The organism is Dryocola sp. LX212, assembly GCA_041504365.1.
Taxonomy (GTDB): domain Bacteria; phylum Pseudomonadota; class Gammaproteobacteria; order Enterobacterales; family Enterobacteriaceae; genus Dryocola.
Genome location: CP167917.1, coordinates 2,857,594 through 2,872,514, shown reverse-complemented (window position 1 = coordinate 2,872,514; position 14,921 = coordinate 2,857,594). Strand labels below are relative to the sequence as shown.

Annotated in this window: 18 protein-coding genes; 12 read left to right on the top strand and 6 right to left on the bottom strand. The window is 52.0% G+C overall.

The features are described 5' to 3' along the window. Positions 1-213 precede the first annotated feature (213 nt). The 3 genes from fliE (at position 214) to yedD (ending at position 2,902) form a co-directional block, all read left to right on the top strand. A complete protein-coding gene (gene fliE / locus ACA108_13950) occupies positions 214-525 on the top strand; it encodes a flagellar hook-basal body complex protein FliE (GenBank protein XEX94486.1) in 312 nt (103 codons plus the stop codon). A gap of 1,006 nt (positions 526-1,531) precedes the next feature. Beyond that, complete coding sequence (gene rfaY / locus ACA108_13945; GenBank protein XEX94485.1) at positions 1,532-2,236, top strand: lipopolysaccharide core heptose(II) kinase RfaY; 705 nt, start codon at positions 1,532-1,534, stop codon at positions 2,234-2,236. 252 nt (positions 2,237-2,488) lie between these two features. After that, the gene (yedD, locus tag ACA108_13940; GenBank protein ID XEX94484.1) at positions 2,489-2,902 is read left to right on the top strand and encodes a lipoprotein YedD; all 414 of its coding nucleotides are present in this window, start codon (positions 2,489-2,491) and stop codon (positions 2,900-2,902) included. Between the two features lie 76 nt (positions 2,903-2,978). On the opposite strand, the gene amyA is transcribed toward yedD, so the two are convergent. The 4 genes from amyA to fliD form a co-directional block, all read right to left on the bottom strand. Further along, positions 2,979-4,466: an alpha-amylase gene (amyA, locus tag ACA108_13935; protein ID XEX94483.1), complete on the bottom strand. Its 1,488-nt coding sequence runs from the start codon at positions 4,464-4,466 to the stop codon at positions 2,979-2,981. A 93-nt stretch (positions 4,467-4,559) separates the two neighbouring features. Continuing rightward, a complete protein-coding gene (fliT, locus tag ACA108_13930; GenBank protein XEX94482.1) occupies positions 4,560-4,934 on the bottom strand; it encodes a flagella biosynthesis regulatory protein FliT in 375 nt (124 codons plus the stop codon). Beyond that, a complete protein-coding gene (fliS, locus tag ACA108_13925) occupies positions 4,934-5,341 on the bottom strand; it encodes a flagellar export chaperone FliS (GenBank protein ID XEX94481.1) in 408 nt (135 codons plus the stop codon). Before fliS ends, fliT begins: the two co-directional genes overlap by 1 nt. Before the next feature lie 17 nt (positions 5,342-5,358). Further along, a complete protein-coding gene (gene fliD / locus ACA108_13920; protein ID XEX94480.1) occupies positions 5,359-6,774 on the bottom strand; it encodes a flagellar filament capping protein FliD in 1,416 nt (471 codons plus the stop codon). Between the two features lie 29 nt (positions 6,775-6,803). Between fliD and ACA108_13915 the strand changes: the two genes are divergently transcribed. The 8 genes from ACA108_13915 (at position 6,804) to tcyN (ending at position 13,229) form a co-directional block, all read left to right on the top strand. Beyond that, positions 6,804-7,016 carry a hypothetical protein gene (locus ACA108_13915; GenBank protein ID XEX94479.1) on the top strand — a complete coding sequence of 71 codons (213 nt, stop codon included), beginning with the start codon at positions 6,804-6,806 and terminating at the stop codon, positions 7,014-7,016. A 24-nt stretch (positions 7,017-7,040) separates the two neighbouring features. Continuing rightward, positions 7,041-8,258, top strand: coding sequence for a FliC/FljB family flagellin (locus ACA108_13910; protein XEX94478.1), 1,218 nt, complete (start codon positions 7,041-7,043; stop codon positions 8,256-8,258). A 160-nt stretch (positions 8,259-8,418) separates the two neighbouring features. Continuing rightward, positions 8,419-9,138 carry an RNA polymerase sigma factor FliA gene (locus ACA108_13905; GenBank protein ID XEX94477.1) on the top strand — a complete coding sequence of 240 codons (720 nt, stop codon included), beginning with the start codon at positions 8,419-8,421 and terminating at the stop codon, positions 9,136-9,138. Between the two features lie 38 nt (positions 9,139-9,176). Then, positions 9,177-9,728 (top strand): flagella biosynthesis regulatory protein FliZ, encoded by a 552-nt coding sequence (fliZ, locus tag ACA108_13900; GenBank protein ID XEX94476.1) that lies wholly within the window; start codon positions 9,177-9,179, stop codon positions 9,726-9,728. Between the two features lie 85 nt (positions 9,729-9,813). Continuing rightward, entirely contained in the window at positions 9,814-10,614 is an 801-nt protein-coding gene (gene tcyJ / locus ACA108_13895) for a cystine ABC transporter substrate-binding protein (GenBank protein XEX94475.1), read from the top strand. 130 nt (positions 10,615-10,744) lie between these two features. Further along, on the top strand, positions 10,745-11,731 hold the full coding sequence (dcyD, locus tag ACA108_13890; protein XEX94474.1) for a D-cysteine desulfhydrase: 987 nt from the start codon (positions 10,745-10,747) through the stop codon (positions 11,729-11,731). Positions 11,732-11,811: 80 nt separating this feature from the next. Then, positions 11,812-12,480: a cystine ABC transporter permease gene (gene tcyL / locus ACA108_13885; GenBank protein ID XEX94473.1), complete on the top strand. Its 669-nt coding sequence runs from the start codon at positions 11,812-11,814 to the stop codon at positions 12,478-12,480. Next, positions 12,477-13,229: an L-cystine ABC transporter ATP-binding protein TcyN gene (gene tcyN / locus ACA108_13880; GenBank protein XEX94472.1), complete on the top strand. Its 753-nt coding sequence runs from the start codon at positions 12,477-12,479 to the stop codon at positions 13,227-13,229. Before tcyL ends, tcyN begins: the two co-directional genes overlap by 4 nt. A 174-nt stretch (positions 13,230-13,403) precedes the next feature. Here the strand turns inward: tcyN and ACA108_13875 are convergent, their stop codons facing one another. Continuing rightward, positions 13,404-13,598 carry a hypothetical protein gene (locus ACA108_13875; protein ID XEX98193.1) on the bottom strand — a complete coding sequence of 65 codons (195 nt, stop codon included), beginning with the start codon at positions 13,596-13,598 and terminating at the stop codon, positions 13,404-13,406. Here ACA108_13875 and sdiA point away from each other — a divergent pair. Next, entirely contained in the window at positions 13,512-14,177 is a 666-nt protein-coding gene (sdiA, locus tag ACA108_13870; GenBank protein ID XEX98115.1) for a transcriptional regulator SdiA, read from the top strand. The two genes, ACA108_13875 and sdiA, sit on opposite strands and share 87 nt — an antisense overlap. A gap of 71 nt (positions 14,178-14,248) precedes the next feature. Here sdiA and ACA108_13865 read toward each other — a convergent pair whose 3' ends face one another. Next, positions 14,249-14,473 (bottom strand): DUF2594 family protein, encoded by a 225-nt coding sequence (locus ACA108_13865; GenBank protein ID XEX94471.1) that lies wholly within the window; start codon positions 14,471-14,473, stop codon positions 14,249-14,251. Between the last annotated feature and the right edge of the window lie 448 nt (positions 14,474-14,921).

Genomic DNA, 14,921 nt, shown 5'->3' with positions numbered 1-14,921 from the left:
TAGCGAAGAGAGAAAAATTCGTATAAAGAGTGGACAAAACGAGCTCCCGGGTCGACAAACACGACAAAAGTTCCAGATAGATGGCGAGGTCATTATTTTCTTTTCGGGAAATTTCGATGGCTGAATTAGCTCTGTTTTTTACGTCTATTTAACGCCTTTGTCCTATTGACAAGATGGTAATCTTGCCGCGTTCAACAAAACTGGGGCAGAAAAATGGCAATTCAGGGGATTGAAGGCGTTATTCAGCAGCTGCAGGCAACCGCGCTTTCCGCGGGCAATCAGGTGCAGAGCTATGAGCCCAAGGTGAGCTTCGCCGGGGAGTTACAGGCCGCGCTAGGGCGCATCAGCGATACGCAGGCGGCGGCAAGAACCCAGGCGGAAAAATTTGCGCTGGGCACGCCGGGCGTGGCGCTCAACGATGTGATGGTCGATCTGCAAAAATCTTCCGTTTCCATGCAGATGGGCATTCAGGTGCGCAACAAGCTGGTTTCCGCTTATTCAGAAGTGATGAATATGCAGGTGTAGCGCGTTAAACAAGTTGATAAGTATCGTTATCACAGTGCTTTTGCGTGGTACATCTACTTAACGTGAACGATGATTTTAATCGTGAGCCGCTGGCCATTGAGGGCGATTTTTATCTGCCCGTCACTCGGGTTGATACCATGATGTAGCGTTGGTAAAAAAACAAGAGTGTTGCTCAGAGCATGTCTTCGCAAGATAAACCGCATAGAGTCACACAAGCTCCGGAGCTTATTGGTAGATAAAATCATTTGGAGGTCGTGGGCGATTAATCCCACGCAGACCTCTCTGTGGTTTACGGATAGGTAATATTCCCCACAACATCTTTGCTAAAAATCTATTAAGTAATTAAGTAATTAAGTAATTAAGTAATTAGTGTTTTTTGTCACGATATGATGAAGATAATAGAATGATTTGTTTTTTTACATTCCGTATCAAAGATTTGAATTACTTCTGTTCTGGATTGCTTTATTTTTTATCTATGGCTGAATAAGCATCAAGCAGAACAAGGAAATGGTTTATTTGTCTACGTCATATATAAAAAATCGCCTGGCTGGTTAATTTTATTAGTAGTCTGTTAAAGGATACCTTTTTACCTGCCATGGACATCAGCCATGGTAGTAGAAGAGTTTGCGATGGCGTGTTTTATCGCCGCGATTGTTCGCTTGGTGAGGGGGTGGAAATGATGAAATTAACAATCTAATTTATGATACAGGTATATTATGCCCAGTTTAGATTGATTGGCTATATCGTCTTCAACTCTGCACCGGACAACGCAAACGCTGTTTGGTGGAAGGCATCACTCGAAGACGTTTATCGTGACACGCTTTGTGCCAGCAACATTATCCCTGATAACGCAAGTGAGCTGCAGCGCCAGTCAACCCCAGTGTGCTCACAGTTTATCCCTGCTTTTGTTGAGCAACGTTTAACACAATGCTCGGTAGGTTGAAAATGTTGTGTGCCGCTTTACGCTCAAGGTTCATTATTCTGGTTCGTTATTTTTGGTAAAAACATGGCTTACTCATTGAATGTCAATAATTATTCTGTTCTAACTAAAAATTCTGATGAACGATATATTGAAATACTCAACGATGTATTTAACTATAACATATCAGTATTAAAAGTGTTTCGTAGTGTTGAAGATACAAAAGTTATGCTTATTTCTACAAAGTATGGGAGGTTTGTTCTAAAATTTTTTTCACCAAAGGCAAAAAAAATTGAAAGGTTTGCTAAATCTATGATTAAAGGTGATTATTATGAAAACCTTTTTATTCAAACTGAGCGAGTAAGGGACGAGGGATTTTATTCAGTTAATGATTTTTATCTGCTGGCTGAGAAAAAAACGTTAAGATTTGCGCATCATTATATTATGCTTATTGAATATATTGAAGGCGTAGAGTTGTCAGATGTCAACATCATCGACAGCACCCTTAAGATAAAAATTGATACAGCAATAGCAGGTTTACATCAACATGGTATGATATCAGGTGCTCCACACAAAGGTAATTTTATTGTGGTCGAGGACGAGATCAGAATTATTGATCTTTCCGGTAAGCGCTGTACCTCACAGCGACGAGCAAAAGATAGAATAGATCTTGAACGGTATTATTGTATTCCAAATAAAATAAAAGATTACGGTTTTTATTCTTTAATTTATAAGATGGTATTAAAAAAAACAATAAGAAAGTGGAAAGAAAAAATATTCGCTCGTGTTTGAATAAGCTGTCCATGCGATACGCGGCATAAAGTAGTGGGTAAAAGGTTATTACAACGTGTACCGCCCTCATACAAACAATGGGTGATCGCTGTGCCTGGATGAAGCATAGTGGAAACACATTATTCCGGTGTCCTGATTTTGCGCTCTACTACAATAATCAATATGCAGGTATAGTCGTCGGGCGGAGATAAATGCTGGCGGGCAAAGGGCTTTAATGCCAAAATTCTTTTTTCTCCGCGCTCAGGACAGACGATGAAGAAGGTTGCCATTTTTGTAGCGCTGCTCGCCCTCAGTGGTTGCGTGCAGGTTGATGATTATCGTGAAGTTGTGAAAACGCCGGCCCCGGCAGGGTATGCGGGATACTGGCAGTCGGAAGGGCCGCAAAGTGAGATGGTCAGCCCGGAGGCTATCGCCTCGCTGATCGTCACCCCGGAAGGCGACACGCTGGACTGCCGCCAGTGGCAGCGGGTGATTGCCGTGCCGGGTAAGCTGACGCTGCGTTCCGACACGCTGTATAACGTCACGTCGAAGCGTGAAATCTATAATATCGAACGTGAAGGCGATCGCCTGGAGTATGCGGGAATGACGTTAAAACGCGTTGACCGCCTGACGCAGGAGTGCGCGGATTATCTGGACAAGCATCCACAGACACCTGAGGTTAAATGATTTAAGTGGTGGATGGCGCATGCGCTTATCCACCCTACGATTGACCCGGCAAGGCGGCCACCCGCCGAGGCTTTAGTTACAGCACATCCTCCATCACCCATACGCTGACGCTGCCGCCGTTACAGGTAAAAGTGGCGCTACCGTTCTCATCCGTCGTGACCGTCTCTTCACGATTGCCCAGATAATCGCGCCAGTCTTTATTGCCGTAGTTATCCCCCAGCGCAATGGTTTTCTCGCCTTCGTCGCCGTTGGACAGCACCACGACGCAGCCCGGCATCTCTTCCGTGCCGCTGCGGCTGAAGGCAATGCAGTTAGGATGGTCGAAATAGAGCGTCTGTACGCCGTGGGCGTAAAGTTCGCGGGCGTGGATCAGGTCGGAGAGCTGCTCAATAACCGGCATGTCGATATGATAGGTTTCGCCGTCGCCCCCTTCGTCGTCGTAGCTTGCCCCGAACAGGTCCGCATAAAACACGGAGGGAACGCCGTTTTCGCGTAGCAGAATCAGCGCGTAGGCCAGCGGTTTAAACCATGGCTCTACCGGTGCCTCAAGCGCCTGCAGCGGCTGGGTGTCGTGATTCGTGACCAGCGTCATAGCGTGGAACGGGTCCGCTTCCACTAAAGTGCCGGTAAATATCTGGCTCATGTCGTAGTTGCGGCCCTCTTTGGAAGCCTGGTGGAATTTCATCTGTAGAGGCGCGTCGAACAGCAGAGTTTTGCCCTCCACCTGGGCAATGTATTCCTGCAGCTTGTCGACCTCGTGGGACCAATATTCCGCCACGATAAACAGCGGTTGCTCCGCCACTTCCTGAACGTGTTCGATCCACTCTTTGTAGAACCAGGCCGGAATGTGCTTCACGGCATCAAGACGGAAGCCGCTACAGCCGGTCTGCTCCATCACCCAGCGAGCCCAGTATTTGATCTCTTCGGTCACCGCCTTGTTGCGGAAATCGATATTTTCGCCCATCAGGTAATCGAAGTTGCCCAGCTCGTCGTCCACCTGGTCGTTCCAGCCGTCCCCGGTATAGTCGTTGATAATTTTAAAGATGCCGTCTTCGGTTGGGTTTTCGATATGGTCCACGCCGCTGAAGCATTTGTAGTCCCAAATAAACTCGGAATATTTTCCGGCGCGGGCGGGGAAGGTGTAGCGGGTCCAGGCCTCGCATTCAATCACTTCATCAGAGATTTCGTTGCGGTTATCCTGGTTGACGCGGTTAACGCGAACCTTCTCTTTTTCGTCTGCGCCCATTTTGTGGTTAACTACCACGTCCAGCAGTACGCCAACGTCATTCTCTTTCAGCGCTTTGAGAGCGGCCAGCAGCTGAGCCTTATCACCATATTTTGTCGCAACGCTGCCTTTTTGGTCGAATTCCCCCAGGTCAAACAGATCGTAGACGTCATAACCCACGGAGAAGCCGCCCGAGCTGCCTTTATAGGCCGGGGGCAGCCAGATCATATTGATACCAATTTCATTCAGATTGGGGGCCAGCGCTTCAACTTCACGCCACAGCTCACCGCCGCCGGGATAGTACCAGTGGAAACATTGCAATAAGGTCGGGTTGCGCATAGTCGAGCTCCATGAGGCAGGGATCACAATTATGGCTGATTTATCTGAATTTGCCCGGTGCGAAAAAGTGGCGGCTTTACCGCACCTCAGGGCTCAGGAGGGAACGTCCTGGCTGTCTCTTGGCGCCAGAATCTGCCCGCCCTGTTTGCCGTAGGCGGACAGCACAGACTGCTGAATTGAGGATTGCCCCACCAGCCTGGCCAGCTCATCCATGCGGGCCTGCAGGAGGCGCTTCACCTCGCTTTCATTGTCGAGAATGGCGCGAAGCACGGGGCGAAGCTGTTCCTGCGTTTGCGTGGAGATCTTAAGATCGCGCATGGATTGAGTCAGTTCATGCACCGCCTTAACGTAATCCATTTCACTGGCGATCAGATCGTCCCACAAGCCCGCCCGGGCGTTGTGCAGCATCACCTTACTTTGCTCTAACAGCTGCTGATAGAGGGTATACAGTTGCGGTGCATGGTTCATTAGACGACGTCCTGGATCCGGTTAGGCGACTGAACTTCTTTCCAGGCATCGGCAATGTTTCTCAGCAGGTTTTCGACCTCTTCGATCGCGCCGATATCATTGTGCAGGTTGGCCTGAAAAATACGTCGTACCATATAGGCATAAAGCGCGAGCAGATTCTGCGTCAGCTCATCGCCGCTTGTTTCATCGATGCCGACCTTCAGGCCGTTATCGATGATGTTAATTGCTTTGGAGAGCGACAGGCCTTTGCCCTCCAGGTTGCCGTCCTGCAAAAACAGCCGCGCGCGCACTAAGGCGTTGAGCGCACCGTCAAACAGCATGGTGACCAGCTGCTGCTGGCTTGCGCTCATCACCGCGCTTTCGACTTCCATTTTTGCGTAGGCCTGAGTACCTCTTGCGCCGTACATGTCTTCTCCTGGGTTAATTAACTTTTACTGCTGCTGGTTGACTCAAACTGCTGGGTCAGATAGCTGCTGGTGGAGTTAAGCGAGTTCATCAGCACGTCCAGCTGGGTAAACTGCGCTTTATAGCGGGCCATTTCGGTGTCGATGCGGTCGCTGGCCTTGTTGTACTGATCGGTCAGGTTGTTCAGCGTCTTGCTGACGCCGTCTTTGGCGGCCTGGATAATCCCGGTGCTGGACAGCCAGCTCGTCAGGTTGCTGCCGATGGTGGTGGTAATGCCGGAGGTTTTGCCATCGCCGACGATCATGTCTTTAACGCCGGAAGCATCTTTTTTCAGCGCCGTCTCCAGCTTGCTGTTATCCAGCTCCAGATTGCCGGTGTCCGGGTCCGTGGTGATGCCAATTTGCGCCAGCGTTTTAAAAGAAGAGCTGCTTTGCGTATTGGTCAGCAGGCCTTTCAGCTGCGTCTGGATGGTGCGTAGGGTGCTGTCGCCCAGCAGGGCGCCGTTGCTGGTGTCCTGGGCGTCCGCGCCGGTGTCCACCGCCGTGTATTTGGTTAGGGTGCCGAAGGTATCCTGCAGCGCGTTATAAGCGTCGACCCAGGCCTTAACGGCGGTTTCCGCTTTCGACGTATCTTTAGTGATGGTCAGCGTCTGGTTGCCGGTGGTGACATCCTTCAGGTTAAGGGTGATGTCTTCCAGTGCATCGCTGATGGTGTTGCTGCTGTTGGTAATTTTAATGTTGTTAACGGTCAGCTCGGCGTTCTGCGCGGTAACGCTCTCTTCCATACCGTTACCGGCGTCGGTGCTGGTGCCGCTGTAGCCCATAAAGGATTGCAGGGCGCTGTCGCCGCTGACGCTGAGGCTCATGGCGTTGTCGCTGCCGGTATCGTCAGAGGTCACGGACAGGCGGTACTGGCCGCCGCCGACGTTGATAATGCTGGCGCTGACGCCCGCTTTGGCATTGTTGATCGCGTCGCGGATGCCAGCCAGGGAAGAGTTAGCGGCGCTGATATCAATCTTGACGGGCTTTTTATCGCCGCCCTGCTGGATGGTCAGCACGCTGTCGCCGGTGGCAATCGCCGTTTTGCTGTCCGGCTGAGAATTTTTGGTCGTCAGCGTTTGCGCCTGGGCCAGCTGGGTAACGCTAATCGTATATTTCCCGGCAACGGCATTGCCGGTTGTCGTTGCGCTGAATGCCGTAGAGCTGCTGCTTGTGGACGTCGCAGAAAATAAGTCAGCTTTATTCAGTGCGCTATTCGCAGTCTGGAAGGTTTCCAGCGCGCTTTTTAAGGTGCCGTAAGCGCTGAGCTTTGCGGTATAGGAAGTCTGTTGGGTAGAGATAGGTTTTAAGGTCGCTTTTTGCGCAGCTTCCAGGCTGTCCAGAATATTGCTCAGATCCAGGCCAGACCCGACTCCCAGCGTTGAAATACTTGCCATATTTTTTCCTTAATGTATCGACGCATATAATGAATACCGGGATTATCGGCCTGGAAAACACAAAGTTTACGATTAATTTGTTTTTTTTAATGGCGGGAATAGCGGCAGCGGTAAAGAGTATTTCCGCCGCTAAAAAAATAACGGCAGGAGGAGAAAAAAAATCTAAAGGTTGTGGGGGACCAGACGATAACAGGTTTAACGGCGCAGAGCCGAAGGGTGGAAACCCAACCCATAAACCCTAGAGTTGAAACACAGGAAAACAAATCATGGCACAAGTCATCAATACCAACAGCCTCTCGCTGATTACTCAGAACAACATCAACAAGAACCAGTCCGCTCTGTCGACTTCTATTGAGCGTCTGTCTTCTGGCTTACGTATCAACAGCGCGAAAGATGACGCTGCGGGCCAGGCGATTGCTAACCGTTTCACTTCTAACATCAAGGGCCTGACTCAGGCTGCCCGTAATGCCAACGACGGTATCTCTGTTGCACAGACTACTGAGGGCGCGCTGTCCGAAATCAACAACAACTTACAGCGTGTACGTGAGCTGACCGTTCAGGCATCTACCGGTACTAACTCAGCTTCCGACCTGTCTTCAATCCAGGATGAAATCAAATCTCGCCTGTCTGAAATTGACCGCGTATCCGGCCAGACCCAGTTCAACGGCGTGAACGTGCTGGCTAAAGACGGCAAAATGTCTATCCAGGTTGGTGCTAACGATGGCGAAACTATCGATATCGACCTTAAGAAAATCGACTCTACTACTCTGGGCCTGAATACTTTTAATGTAACAGGTCCAGTTAGCGAAGCTGGTGCGTTCGGTAAAACTTCCTCAGCTACAGCTGTTACTGACTTTACAAAATACTACGGTGCAACAACGCAAGTCGCTGATGCGACAGTTGCTGAAAAAGGTGGTGCTAATACTCTGTCCACTCGTCTTGGTCTTGCTGCTGGTGGTGCAACCTTCGCAGACGATGTTTACGCAGATGATAACGGCAACCTTTTTGCGAAAGTAACTGTTAAAGCTACTACTGATGCAGAAAGCAATAACCTGAAAGCCAACGGTTTTGATATCGCTAAGGACGCACAGCAAGACTTTTATGTGGCAATTGATCCTGAGTCTGCAAGCCTGACCGATCCAACAGAAGCAGCATTTACACTGGATACTTCAAGCCTAAGTCTTTCCAGCCTGACATCCGGTGCTACTACAGATCCGCTGGCTAAACTGGACGATGCTATCGCTTCCGTAGATAAATTCCGCTCTTCCCTGGGTGCAATCCAGAACCGCCTGGGTTCCGCGGTAACCAACCTGAACAACACCACCACCAACCTGTCTGAAGCGCAGTCCCGTATTCAGGACGCCGACTATGCGACCGAAGTGTCCAACATGTCTAAAGCGCAGATCATCCAGCAGGCCGGTAACTCCGTGCTGGCTAAAGCTAACCAGGTACCACAGCAGGTTCTGTCACTGCTGCAGGGCTAATCGCCTTAAACCTGTAAAACCCTGCTCCGGCAGGGTTTTTTGTTTTTTCCGCTCCCATACCCGCAAATAACCCCTCCTTTCGCCCACTATTCTGACGATTAAAACCCCTCCAGAAACGGATAATCATGCCGATAACTCAACTAACGCAGGGCTGTTTATCGTGAATTCACTGTATACCGCTGAAGGTGTGATGGATAAACACTCGCTGTGGCAGCGTTATGTTCCGCTGGTGCGTCACGAAGCATTGCGCCTGCAGGTTCGTCTGCCGGCGAGTGTTGAACTTGACGATCTGCTACAGGCGGGCGGCATCGGGTTGTTAAACGCAGTCGATCGCTATGATGCCCTGCAAGGAACGGCATTTACCACCTACGCGGTGCAGCGCATCCGTGGGGCAATGCTTGATGAACTGCGCAGCCGCGACTGGGTGCCGCGCAGCGTCAGGCGTAACGCCCGCGGCGTGGCACAGGCGATTGGTCAACTGGAGCAGGAGCTGGGGCGCAACGCGACGGAAACGGAAGTGGCGGCGCGTCTGGATATCCCGCTCGAAGAGTACCGTCAGATGTTGCTCGACACCAATAACAGCCAGCTCTTCTCTTATGACGAGTGGCGGGAAGAGCACGGCGACAGTATCGAGCTGGTTACCGAAGAGCACCAACAGGCAAATCCTTTGCAGCATCTGCTGGAAAGCAATTTGCGCGGACGGGTGATGGAAGCGATTGAAGCGCTGCCGGAACGCGAACAGCTGGTGCTGACCCTTTACTATCAGGAAGAGCTCAACCTCAAAGAGATTGGCGCCGTTCTGGAAGTGGGGGAGTCGCGGGTCAGCCAACTGCACAGCCAGGCGATCAAACGCTTACGCATCAAGCTGGGTAAGTTGTAGGGAGTGCCGCACGACTGGCAGACCACCTGGACATTAACATGACGGTGCAGCAATCGAAAAGACGGCCCTTAAGCCGCTACCTCAAAGACTTTAAGCACACGCAGACCCACTGCGCGCACTGCGGCAAGCTCCTTGACCGTATTACGCTGACGCGCGGCGGAGAGATCGTCAATAAAGCGACCATCGCGCAGCTTGACACGCCCATTGACGAAGCCGCCTGGTTCACCGAACAGCAGCAGTGGATGGCGCTTTGCCGCTTCTGCGGCGACCTGCACTGCAAAGAGCAGGGCAACTACTTCGACATCATCGGCTTTAAGCAGTATCTGTTTGAGCAGACGGAAATGAGCCACAGCACCATCCGCGAATATGTTGTGCGCCTGCGTCGCCTGGGCAACCATCTTGCTGAACAGAACGTCCCCGCGCCTGACAGCTTACAGCAGCTGCTGGATGACTCCCTTGAGGCATGGCTGCCGCCTACCAACACCAACAACTACCGCATTGCGCTGCGTAAGTACTGGCAGTTTCAGATGCAGATCGCAAATCTGTCCGTTAGCGGGCAGGAAAATAAAGCAACTTCAGATATATATTAATATGGAATAAGTTGTAGCGGACTGGTTTTGACGGCTTACGGCAAGTCGCTACACTACGACAAAATAATGCATCGCTGGGGTAACAATGAAAATAGCAATGGTAGGACGTCAGGCGCTGATGGGTGTGCTGGCTGTGGCGCTGGTTGCCGGGGCAAGCGTAAAAACCTTCGCGGCAGAAAATTTACTCAACAAAGTTAAAGAGCGCGGCACGCTGCTGGTTGGGCTGGAAGGCACCTATCCTCCGTTCAGCTTCCAGGGTGACGACGGCAAGCTGACAGGTTTTGAGGTCGAGTTCGCCGAGCAGCTTGCTCAGCATTTAGGCGTGAAGGCCGCGCTGAAACCCACCAAATGGGACGGCATGCTGGCGTCGCTGGACTCCAAACGTATCGATGTGGTGATTAACCAGGTCACTATTTCTGACGAACGTAAGAAGAAGTATGACTTCTCCACGCCGTACACCGTTTCCGGTATCCAGGCGCTGGTGAAAAAAGGCAATGAGGGCAGCATCAAAACGGCGGCTGACCTGAAAGGTAAAAAGGTTGGCGTGGGTCTGGGCACCAACTACGAACAGTGGCTGCGTGAAAACGTGCAGGGCGTAGACGTTCGCACCTATGATGACGATCCGACAAAATATCAGGATCTGCGCGTAGGCCGTATCGACGCTATTCTGGTTGACCGCCTGGCGGCGTTGGATCTGGTGAAGAAAACCAAGGACACGCTGGCCGTAGCGGGCGATGCTTTCTCCCGTCAGGAAGCGGGCGTTGCGGTTCGTAAGGGCAACGAAGATCTGGTTACCGCTATCGACAATGCCATTGCCGATATGCAAAAAGACGGCACGATGAAAAAACTGTCTGAAAAATGGTTCGGTGCTGACGTCACCAAATAAGCACTGAGCAGATCCCCGGGCGGATACGTGAAAGCGTGATCCGCCTTTTTTATTTGTATTTGCGGGCGGCGGCCCGTGTTGGTACATAATGAGGGATGTGGATTTACCTATCGGTTTACTGGAGTAGCTCATGTCGTTGCACAATCTGACCCGTTTCCCGCGCCTGGAGTTTATCGGCGCGCCTACGCCGCTTGAGTACCTGCCGCGTTTCTCTGACTACCTTGGCCGGGAAATCTTCATCAAGCGTGATGACACTACGCCAATGGCGCTGGGGGGCAACAAGCTGCGCAAGCTCGAGTTTCTGGCGGCGGACGCGCTGCGCGAAGGTGCCGATACGCTGGTTACGGCGGGGGCGATTCAGTCGAACCATGTGCGCCAGACGGCGGCGGTTGCGGCAAAGCTGGGGCTGAAATGCGTGGCGCTGCTCGAAAACCCCATTGCCACGCATGCGGAAAACTATCTCACTAACGGCAACCGGCTGCTGCTCGATCTCTTTGATGCGGAAATCGAGATGTGCGACGCGTTGCACGCGCCGGACGCCCAGCTTGAGGAACTTGCTATCCGGCTGGAAGCCCAGGGGTTCCGGCCTTACGTCATCCCGGTTGGCGGCTCGAACGCGCTGGGTGCGCTGGGCTATGTGGAAAGCGCGCTGGAAATTGCCCAGCAGTGCGACAGCGCGGTGAGCGTCTCGTCCGTTGTGGTGGCATCCGGCAGCGCGGGAACACACGCCGGGCTGGCCGTTGGGCTGGAGCAGGTGATGCCGGACGTTGAGTTAATCGGCGTGACGGTGTCCCGCACCGTTGCCCAGCAGCAGCCGAAAGTTGAGGCACTACAGCAGGCCGTAGCGCATTCCCTCGATTTAACGGCCCGGGCGTCCATCACGCTGTGGGACGATTATTTTGCCCCGGGCTACGGAACGCCGAACGAAGAGGGGCTGAAAGCCATTAAGCTGCTGGCTCGTCTGGAAGGCATTCTGCTTGACCCGGTCTATACCGGTAAGGCGATGGCCGGGCTGATCGACGGCGTGGCGCAAAAACGCTTTAGGGATAATGGCCCCATTATCTTCGTGCATACCGGTGGCGCTCCGGCGCTGTTCGCCTACCATCCGCACGTTTAAACGGGTTTTGTAGGGTGGAAAAGCAAAGCGTCATCCACCTTTTTTATCAAAAGAACAAGCAGGACAGGGTGTAATTTACGATGCAAGAAAGTCTGCAACTGGTGATCGATTCGGCACCTTATCTCCTCCGCGGGGCTGTTTTCACGCTACAGCTGAGTATCGGCGGCATGTTCTTCGGGCTGCTGCTCGGTTTTATACTGGCGATGATGCGCCTGTCGGCATTTTTGCCGTTCTCGCTGCTGTCGCGCTTTTACGTGTCGATTTTCCGCGGCACGCCGCTTATCGCCCAGCTGTTTATGATCTACTACGGCCTGCCGCAGTTCGGTATCGAACTGGATCCTGTTCCGGCGGCGATGATTGGCCTGTCGCTCAATACTGCGGCCTACGCCTCAGAAACGCTGCGCGCGGCGATCTCCTCTATCGATAAAGGGCAGTGGGAAGCCGCCGCCAGCATCGGCATGACGCGCTGGCAGACCCTGCGTCGCGCCATTCTGCCGCAGTCTGCGCGCGTAGCGCTGCCGCCGCTCAGCAACAGCTTTATCAGCCTGGTAAAAGACACCTCCCTTGCGGCGACCATTCAGGTGCCGGAACTGTTCCGTCAGGCGCAGCTGATCACCTCGCGCACGCTGGAGGTCTTCACCATGTACCTGGCCGCCTCGCTGATTTACTGGGTGATGGCGACCGTCTTGTCTGCCCTGCAGAACTACTTCGAAAATCAGCTTAACCGCCAGGACAGGGATCCGAAATGAGTGCTATCAACGTTAAACAGCTGGTGAAAAAGTTTCACGGTCAGGCGGTGCTCCACGGCATTGACCTGACGGTGGAAGAGGGTGAGGTAGTGGCGATTATCGGGCCAAGCGGCTCCGGTAAAACCACGCTGCTGCGCTGCATCAACCTGCTCGAACAGCCAGAGTCCGGCACCATCCAGGTCGGCGAGATTACTATTGACGCCGCGCGGTCGCTCAGCAAACAGAAAAATCTCGTGCGTGAGCTGCGCCAGCATGTTGGCTTCGTGTTCCAGAGCTTCAACCTCTTCCCGCACAGAACGGTGCTGGAAAATATTATTGAAGGACCGGTCATCGTAAAAGGCGAGCCGAAAGAACAGGCCACGGCTCGCGCGCGTGAACTGCTGGCGAAGGTGGGGCTGACGGGGAAAGAGACCAGCTATCCGCGTCGGCTGTCCGGCGGTCAGCAGCAGCGCGTGGCCATCGCCCGCGCGCTGGCGATGCGTCCGGAAGTGATTCTTTTCGATGAGCCTACCTCCGCGCTGGATCCCGAACTGGTGGGCGAGGTGCTGAGCACTATTCGTCAGCTGGCGCAGGAAAAGCGCACGATGGTGATCGTGACCCATGAAATGAGCTTTGCCCGTGACGTAGCGGACCGGGCCATCTTTATGGATCAGGGGCGCATCGTGGAGCAGGGGCCTGCCAAAGCGCTGTTTGCCAGTCCGCAGCAGCCCCGCACCCGGCAGTTCCTTGATAAGTTTTTGACCCAGTAATTTGCTTTGCCCTCTCCGCATGGAGGGGGCGGAAGTAAGACCGATCATTATCACGGAACAAAACTAAATAAGTAGCGTTCTCCCTTCATTAATATTGACGCTCAGAGATGCATTCACCTGAACCGGTCGGTCGGGTAATAAATCACATATATAAATTGACTAAATGTGTTAGCGTTAGACATTCAAAACATGAATATATATAGCGATGGAGACACGCCAGATATAATGCGTGATTGCGACTTTTTTAGCTGGCGACGGGAAATACTCGGTATTTTCCAGTCTATAACTGATGCCCGCGAAATTATCACCACGATTCACCGACAGACGCAGCGGTTGGAATTTGATTACTTCGCTTTTTGCGTCAGGCATCCGGTGCCTTTTACCCGTCCCAAAACCTCGGTTATTTCCACTTACCCCGCGGCCTGGCTCGAGCATTATCATAAGGAAAACTATTTCGCTATCGACCCGGTGCTGCAGCCGGTGAATTTCATGCGCGGCTTTCTGCCGTGGAACGACGAACTTTTTAGCGGCACGCCGGAATTCTGGGACGCTGCGCGGGATCATGGCTTGCGCCTGGGCATGACCCAGTGCGTTATGTCACCGAGCAGGGCGGCGGGGCTGCTGTCGGTATCGCGAGCGTCCGTAAAGGGAAAACTGCTGCCAGACGATCAGCTAAATGCACGTTTGCAGTATCTTGCGGAGCTGAGTTTAATGACGCTGGCAAGGCTGGACGATCCTTCAGTTGAGCCGATGTCGCTGAAACTAAGCAGGCGGGAAAGAGAGATTTTGCAGTGGACGGGCGAGGGGAAAACATCGTCGGAGATAGCGATGATTTTATCGATCTCGGAGAATACCGTGAATTTTCATCAGAAAAATATGCAGAAGAAATTTAACGCGCCGAATAAAACGCAGATAGCCTGCTACGCCGCGGCGATGGGGATAATCTGAGGGACTTTACGTTCTGCGTGCCAGACGACTACGGCGGATGAAGCCAGCTTCACTCCGCCGTCACTTACCGCTTACTGGCGATAGGCTTGTTTAATTTGCTTAACAGTATTGCCAAATACTTCAGCGTGCGCCGCGTCTTCCATCTGAGCGATTTGCTTTTCCATTTTGATAATGACTTTGCCTGCATCGGCCTGGCCCAATGCTTTGAGCATCTGGGTTAACATCACTTTCAGGCAGGTGACTTCGATAGCCAGTTCGCTATGGTTATCAGCGGTGGAAAAATCAGGAGTGCTCATTTACTTTCCTCAAGTCTCAGTTAGTACACCGTCATTCAGCGCAACGGCTTTCGTAAGGCGGCGGAGTATAGCACAGAGATTCACGCAATTATTAGCGCTAAAGCCCGCGTTTAGTTTATAGCCATGTTTAGAATTTTTGCCACCGGGTCTGGTGTCCAGACATATTAGGTCACAAGATGTTAATTAAATCGAAAATGTTTAAGATTTGTTTGGTAAAGGTTAAATTGCGAGCCATGTAATCCATTGAAGTGCTTTAGAGTCTGTTCGTTAATCACCTTTTTTAAACATTCATTGAAAATAGATGTTTTTGCATAGAATTAACATGCGGGGCGTGAGCTGTACGGCGCATGTACAATTAAAGTTCCGAAAACTGCGGGCGATCCTGCTTTCTCTATTTTTACATTTTAAAGTTACTCTCAAAACCTGTTAATATGCCCGCCTGAGCATT

Coding starts and splice junctions, on each gene's coding strand:
- fliE (XEX94486.1), top strand. CDS start 214: ATGGCAATTCAGGGGATTGAAGGCGTTATTCAGCAGCTGCAGGCAACC.
- rfaY (XEX94485.1), top strand. CDS start 1,532: ATGGCTTACTCATTGAATGTCAATAATTATTCTGTTCTAACTAAAAAT.
- yedD (XEX94484.1), top strand. CDS start 2,489: ATGAAGAAGGTTGCCATTTTTGTAGCGCTGCTCGCCCTCAGTGGTTGC.
- amyA (XEX94483.1), bottom strand. CDS start 4,466: ATGCGCAACCCGACCTTATTGCAATGTTTCCACTGGTACTATCCCGGC.
- fliT (XEX94482.1), bottom strand. CDS start 4,934: ATGAACCATGCACCGCAACTGTATACCCTCTATCAGCAGCTGTTAGAG.
- fliS (XEX94481.1), bottom strand. CDS start 5,341: ATGTACGGCGCAAGAGGTACTCAGGCCTACGCAAAAATGGAAGTCGAA.
- fliD (XEX94480.1), bottom strand. CDS start 6,774: ATGGCAAGTATTTCAACGCTGGGAGTCGGGTCTGGCCTGGATCTGAGC.
- ACA108_13915 (XEX94479.1), top strand. CDS start 6,804: ATGAATACCGGGATTATCGGCCTGGAAAACACAAAGTTTACGATTAAT.
- ACA108_13910 (XEX94478.1), top strand. CDS start 7,041: ATGGCACAAGTCATCAATACCAACAGCCTCTCGCTGATTACTCAGAAC.
- fliZ (XEX94476.1), top strand. CDS start 9,177: ATGACGGTGCAGCAATCGAAAAGACGGCCCTTAAGCCGCTACCTCAAA.
- tcyJ (XEX94475.1), top strand. CDS start 9,814: ATGAAAATAGCAATGGTAGGACGTCAGGCGCTGATGGGTGTGCTGGCT.
- dcyD (XEX94474.1), top strand. CDS start 10,745: ATGTCGTTGCACAATCTGACCCGTTTCCCGCGCCTGGAGTTTATCGGC.
- tcyL (XEX94473.1), top strand. CDS start 11,812: ATGCAAGAAAGTCTGCAACTGGTGATCGATTCGGCACCTTATCTCCTC.
- tcyN (XEX94472.1), top strand. CDS start 12,477: ATGAGTGCTATCAACGTTAAACAGCTGGTGAAAAAGTTTCACGGTCAG.
- ACA108_13875 (XEX98193.1), bottom strand. CDS start 13,598: ATGCCTGACGCAAAAAGCGAAGTAATCAAATTCCAACCGCTGCGTCTG.
- ACA108_13865 (XEX94471.1), bottom strand. CDS start 14,473: ATGAGCACTCCTGATTTTTCCACCGCTGATAACCATAGCGAACTGGCT.